This is a genomic window from Rhizobacter sp. P2_D12 (assembly GCF_056404395.1).
Genome location: NZ_JBFUEB010000194.1, coordinates 1 through 6,325, shown reverse-complemented (window position 1 = coordinate 6,325; position 6,325 = coordinate 1). Strand labels below are relative to the sequence as shown.

The 6,325-nt window shown below is 71.5% G+C and carries 3 protein-coding genes and 1 pseudogene; 1 reads left to right on the top strand and 3 read right to left on the bottom strand.

The window, feature by feature from the left end:
- The 3 genes and pseudogenes from AC1DYN_RS31220 to AC1DYN_RS31210 form a co-directional block, all read right to left on the bottom strand.
- Positions 1-1,200: pseudogene (locus AC1DYN_RS31220) on the bottom strand (hypothetical protein); the annotation flags it as partial.
- A gap of 136 nt (positions 1,201-1,336) precedes the next feature.
- A complete protein-coding gene (locus tag AC1DYN_RS31215; protein ID WP_477966466.1) occupies positions 1,337-3,757 on the bottom strand; it encodes a tetratricopeptide repeat protein in 2,421 nt (806 codons plus the stop codon).
- An 8-nt stretch (positions 3,758-3,765) separates the two neighbouring features.
- On the bottom strand, positions 3,766-4,842 hold the full coding sequence (locus AC1DYN_RS31210) for a LacI family DNA-binding transcriptional regulator (protein WP_477966464.1): 1,077 nt from the start codon (positions 4,840-4,842) through the stop codon (positions 3,766-3,768).
- 171 nt (positions 4,843-5,013) lie between these two features.
- Here AC1DYN_RS31210 and atzF point away from each other — a divergent pair.
- On the top strand, positions 5,014-6,325 hold a 1,312-nt coding region (atzF, locus tag AC1DYN_RS31205; RefSeq protein WP_477966462.1), incomplete at its 3' end, for an allophanate hydrolase.

Genomic DNA, 6,325 nt, shown 5'->3' with positions numbered 1-6,325 from the left:
GAACACGTTGACGAAGGACTTGGCGTCCGGCAGCACCGCATCGATGCCGGCACCGGCCGCCCATTCGACGATCGGCCGGCTGTCCAGCCCGGGGCCCGGCTGGTACGGCGGGTTCCACGGCGTGGCCTGCGCGACGTGCGGCACCTTGGGGTACAGCGCGGCACGCAGGTAGGCGGCGATCTGCCGGCCCTGCGTTTCGCTCAGCCCGTGGAAGCGCGAGCGCTGCACGATGGCGTTGTTGGAGAAGTTGAAGTACTGCAGGTCGCGGCCATCGCTCGCATGGCACGACGAGCAGGCGGCGCGGATCGTCGTGTTGACGATCGGCGACTTCTTCAGCAGGTTCTGCCCGCTCCACAAGGCCTGGCCGGCGGTGGCGTCGGCCGTCCAGGTGCGGCCTGCCTCCTTCTCGGCGCCGATGTCGGCCCATTGGCGCGGCATCGAGAGCAGGTTCTTGCCGCTCGCGTCCTGCAGCTGCAGGTCGAGGATGCGGTAGCCGTTGGAGCTGCCATCGGTGCCGTTGAAGCGGAACTCGACACGGTTGCCGGCCGACGCGAGCAGCCGCCCACGCGTGGTCGCGTCGATGGGCACGCTGAAGCGGATGGTCAGCAGGCCGCCATTGACGCCCCCGTGCAAGCGCTCGACGTCGGGCAACGCGACGGTGGCGTCGCCGATGTCGATCCACGGCGCCGCCGCGCCGTTCTGCGCGCCGACGATGCGCAGGCTGCCGGCGACCTGGGTCACCGGCTTGCTGAGCGCCTGGTACTCGGGCGAGTTGTAGAAGCCGCAGCGGTGGCATTGCACCGCGAGTTGCGTGGCCTGCGCGACGGCGTTGGCGTCGAGCGCCAGGTCGGTCGCGACGATGGTGGGCGCATCGGGAGCGCCGGCGCCGAGCACTTCGATCGGGAGGTTCAACAAGGCGGCGGTCGGCGCAGGAGCCGGTGCGGGCGCAGGGGCGGGTGCGGGTGCGGGTGCCGGTGCCGGTGCCGGTGCCGGTGCCGGTGCAGGAGCAGGAGCAGGAGCAGGAGCAGGAGCAGGAGCAGGAGCAGGAGCAGGAGCAGGAGCAGGAGCAGGCGGATTGTTGCCCGTCGGTGCAGGTGCCGCAGCGCCCTCGTCGCCGTCCTTCGCGCCACCGCAAGCCACCAATGCCACGCAGGCGGCCAGTGCCACCAGCCGCRCCCTCTTGAAGATCTTCTCGCTCATCACTGTCCCTGTGTCGAAGTGTTCAACGAACCACGATCACGGGAGCAAGCAGGAAGCGCACCGTCCCAGGGCGCCGTCCGGAAGCGATTCCACTGACACAAAGCGGCGCGTCATCCCCTCCCCCAGCCAATGGATCTCATTCGCCCGGACGATGGGAGGACACGCCGTGTCGATCGTGTGTGGAACCGTTACCACTGGCGTCATCCGGCTCGCCGGCGACCACGAGGTGGTCGGGTGCAAGCCCCGCGTGCAGGCGGTCCATCATCGCGGCATAGGCCTGCTCGACGCCGCGCGTGAACCGTCCGGCATCGAAGAGCGGGCAGGACGAGCGGTTGTCGGCCAGGCGGCGGCGCAGCTGCGCCAGTTGCTGCGGATCGCCGGCCAGCCGCACCGCCAGCTGCTCGTAGTCGTGCAGGTTGTCCACCACCAGTTCGGCCAGGCCACAGGCTCGCAGCAGGCTGGCGGCCACGCGTGCGGCAAACGTCGCGCCCGCGCAGGTCACCAGCGGCAGGCCGGCCCACAAGGCATCGCTGGCGGTCGTGTGGGCATTGAAATGAAGCGTGTCCAGGAACAGGTCGGCATGCCCGTGCCGTGCCAGGTGGTCCGGCATCGCCACGCGCGGCGCGAAGACCAGGCGCTCGGGGTCCACGCCGCGGGCCAACGCCTCGCGGCGCAGGTTGGCGGCCGCGATGTCGTTGTCCTGCAGCAGCCACATCACGCTGCCCGGCACGGCCTGCAGCACGCGCATCCAGGCGTCGAAGATGTCAGGCGTGATCTTGTAGTTGTTGTTGAAGCAGCAGAACACGAACGCGGCCTGCGGCAGCCCGACGTCGGCGCGCGTCGAGCGCAATGGCGCAATGGGCCGCTTCGAGTCGTTGGCCTGGTAGCAGTCCGGCAGGAAAACCACCTTCTCGCTGCAGGCCTGCTGGATCGCGCTGCCCGGCGGCACCACCGTCGCATCGGCCAGCAGGTAGTCGATGAAGCCCGCGCCCATCGAACCCGGATAGCCGATGTAGCTGACCTGCAGCGGCGCCGCACGAGCGGCAAAGATGCCGGTGCGGCAGTCCTGGGTATAGCCCTTCAGGTCGACCGCGATGTCGATCTCGAGCTCGCGCGAGCGCTGCACCACCTGTGCATCGTCGAGATCCCGCACGTCGATGAAGCGGTCGAAGGCTCGCTCCAGCCGCTGGCGCATCGGGTCCTGCGAGCGTGGGCCATACGAGAAGGCCACCACTTCGAAGCGCGAGCGGTCGTGTCGCTCGAACAGTTCGGCGGTCAGGTAGGCCGTGGCATGCTGGTGGAAATCGGCAGAGAAGTAGCCGATCCGGGTCCGCTCGCGGCGGCCATGGGCGGGTGGCCGCGGCACGTCCGGCCAGCCCTTCGACGCGCTGTAGCGTGTCGTGACCGCCAGCTGCTGCGCAGCCGACAGCGGCACCGGCAAGGCGGGCCAGGGCGTCGTCGCGCGCTCGCCGCGGTCGATGCGGCGGGCAAGTTCTGCAAACCGCGCGGGCAGGTCGGTCCAGTCGCAGGCGCCCATGCGGCCGTGCAGCCAGGTGCCGTACAGCCAGTCGGCGCTGTCGTCGATGGCCATCGCTCGCTCGAGGGCGGCATGCGATTCGTCGCGCCGCTTGAGCATGCCCAGCGCCTGCGCCAGGTTGACGGCCGCGTCGGCAGAGTCCGGCTTCAGGGCCAGCGCGGTTTCGAAGCAAGGCAAGGCCTCCTGTGCGCGCTGCAGTTCGACCAGTGCGGCCCCCAGGTTGTTGTGTGCACCGGCCAGCGTCGCGTCGAGCGCGATGGCCTGCCGGCCCGCCCGCACCGCAGCGTCGGGATGGCCCTGCCGGAGCAGGATGCTGGAGAGGTTGCTGCAGGTCACCGCGCTCGAGGGATCCAGCGCCAGCGACGCCTGCAGCGCATCGGCTGCGCCCTGCAGCCGGCCCAGTGCATGGCGGGCGTTGCCCAGTTCGCGCAGCGCCTGCGCCTGGGTCGGGTCGAGCTCGACGGCCTTCTCGAGCGCAGCCACCGCATCCTCCAGCCGGCCCTCGTCCAGCGCGATGCGGCCGAGCAGCAGGTGATGGTCGGCAAAGCCCGGGGTCTGGCCGGCGGCCTCATCGAGCAGCGCACGCGCCGCACCGCGTTGACCATCGCGAACCAGCACGCGTGCCAGTGACGTGATCGCGACGTCGAAGCGCGGCGCCTTCTCGATCGCGCGCCTGAAGTGATCGATCGCCGCCGCCAGGTCGCCGACCTGCTCGTGCATCGAACCCAGCATGAACAGCGCGTCGTGGGCGACGCTGTCGTCGCGGCTGGCCGCGGCCAGCAGGCTGGCGGCTTGCGCCATGCGTCCCTGCTGCAGCCGCACGAAACCCAGGCTGGTCAGTGCCGATGCGTCGGCGCCGTCGCTGGCCAGCACGCGCTCGTAGCCGTCGGCCGCCGCGGCCAGGTCGCCGCGCTTCAGCGCCTCGTCGGCCTGCGCCCGCCATGCCGCGAGGTCGGCACGGTCGACGGCCGGCGTCTCGCCGGCCTTCGCTCTCGCGAAACGCCTCAGCCACCCCAGCATGCCGCCCCTCACCGGCGCAGGCGCCGCGTCGATTCGCGCGTCACCAGCACGGGCGGCGGCAACTCGCTTTGCGGCGCCTCGCCGCGCAGCATCGCCAGCACCGCCGTCGCCGCCAGCTCGCCCAGCTGGTACACCGGCTGGCGGATGGTCGTCAGCGGCGGGATCGCATACTGCGAACCCGCCAGGTCGTCGAACCCGACCAGCGCCACGTCCTCGGGGATGCGCAGGTTGCGCCGGTACAGCGCCAGCGCGGCGCCGTAGGCCGTCTGGTCGTTGGCCGCGAAGATCGCGCTGAAATCCTTGCGCGCCTCGAACAGCTCGCTCACCGCCTTCAGCCCACCCGCCTCGGCGAAGTTGCCCTGCACCACCAGCGACGCGTCGTAGGGAATGCCGGCCTCCTTCAGCGCGCGGCGGTAGCCTTCCTTGCGATCGCGCGCATCGGCATGCTCGCGCGGGCCGACGATGTGCACGATGCGCCGGTGGCCCAGCTCGATCAGGTGGCGCGTCGCCATGCGCGCGCCCTCGACGTTCGCGAAGTTCATGCTGAACAGCCCCGGCGCCGACAGCTTGCGCCCGGTCACCACCGTCGGCACGCGCCGCGCCACCTCGACCAGCTTGTCGTCGGGCAGCCGGCCGGTGAACACGATCATCCCGTCGACCCGGCGCGACAGCAGCAGGTCGACGCACTTCCTCTCGTCGGCCGCCGTCCAGTGGCCGCTCGCGAACAGCGGCATGTAGCCGGCCGCGCCCAGCACCGCCTCGATGCCGCGCAGGCCCTCGCCGTAGAACGGACTGTCGATCGCCTGCGTGACGACGCCGATGCTCAGCGTGCGCCCGCCGGCCAGCCCGCGCGCCACCGGGTTCGGCATGAAGCCCAGCCGCGCGATCGCGGCATCCACCGCCTTCTGCTTGTCGGGGCTGACCTTGGCCGTGGCGTTCAGGATGCGCGACACCGTGCTCGACGACACGCCGGCCGCGTCGGCCACCATCTGCAGCGTGACGCTGGTGTCGGTCGCCGCGGCCACCACGGGACGGCCGGGCTTGCGCGCCGGGGCGCCTTTCTTCTTCTTGGGATCCGCCTTCATGGGGGGCGTGCGACTGCTGTGGGGAAAACGAAAAGTGTACGTTCGTGCCCACCCCTGCGGCATCCGATGAAACACGCGCACCACAGCGTATCGGCACGCACGCAACACCAGGGAAAACCATGGCTCGCATCTTGCATACAAGATCGCATTCACTTTCGGAGGTGGCTTTCCATGTCGTCGTTCGAGCCCCGGACCTTGCGTGAACTGCAGCAGGCGCTGCGCGAAGGCACCCTGACGGTGCGCCGCCTGATGGAGCGCGTGCTGCATCTGCGTGCACGGCATGCGGCCGCGGCCTGGATCTCGGTGCGTCCGGAGAGCGACCTGCTGGCCGAGGCCGAGGCCTGCGACGCGCGCCTGCGTGCCGAGGGCGCGGCGCTGTGGGACCGGCAGCCGCTGTTCGGCCTGCCGTTCGCGGTGAAGGACAACATCGACGTCGCCGGCCTGCCGACCACGGCCGCCTGCCCCGGCTTCGCCACCGGCCCGGCGGCGCGGCATGCAACCGTCGTGCAGCGCCTGCTCGAGGCCGGCGCCATCGCGGTCGGCAAGACCAACCTCGACCAGTTCGCGACCGGGCTGGTCGGCACGCGCTCGCCGTACGGCGCGGTGCCGAACCCGTTCGATGCGGCGTACGTGAGCGGTGGGTCGAGTTCGGGCTCGGCCTACGTCGTCGCCACCGGCCAGGTGCCGTTCGCGCTCGGCACCGACACCGCCGGATCGGGCCGCGTGCCGGCCGGCTTCTGCCACGTCAGCGGGCTGAAGCCGACCAAGGGCTGGCTGCCGGCGACCGGCGTGCTGCCGGCCTGCCGCAGCCTGGACTGCGTGTCGGTCTTCGCGCTGACGCCCGAGGATGCGTGGGCGGTGGCCAGCCGCGCGGCCGGGTCCGACCCGCAGGATGCGTTCAGCCGCAGCGCGCTGGCGCCGCGGCTGCGCACCGATACGCTGCAGGGCCTGGCGGTCGGCGTGCCCGAGCCGCTGGAGTTCTTCGGCGACACGCAGGCGCAGGCCGCCTTCGAGGCCGCGCTGCAGCAGCTGCGCACGCAGGGCTGCCGGCTCGTGCCGGTGCCCTTCGAGCCGCTGCAGCGCGCCGCCGCGCTGCTGTACCAGGGGCCGTGGGTGGCCGAGCGCTACGCGGCCGTCGGCAGCTTCCTCGACGGCCAGCCGCCGGGTGCCGACCCGACCGTGTCGGAGATCGTGCGCCGCGGCCGCGCCCCCGCGGCGCACGAGCTGTTCGCAGCGCAGTACGCGCTGGCCGAGGTGCAGCGCTACGCCGACGCCCTGTGGTCGGAGGTGGCCGTGCTGGCCGTGCCGAGCGCGCCCAACCACCCGACGCAGGCGGCGCTGCAGGCCGATCCGTTCGAGCCCAACCAGCGCCTGGGCCACTACACCAACTTCGTCAACCTGCTCGACATGGCCGCGCATGCGGTGCCCGGCCCGATGCGCGCCGACGGCCTGCCGGCCGGCGTCACGCTGATCGGCCCGGCCT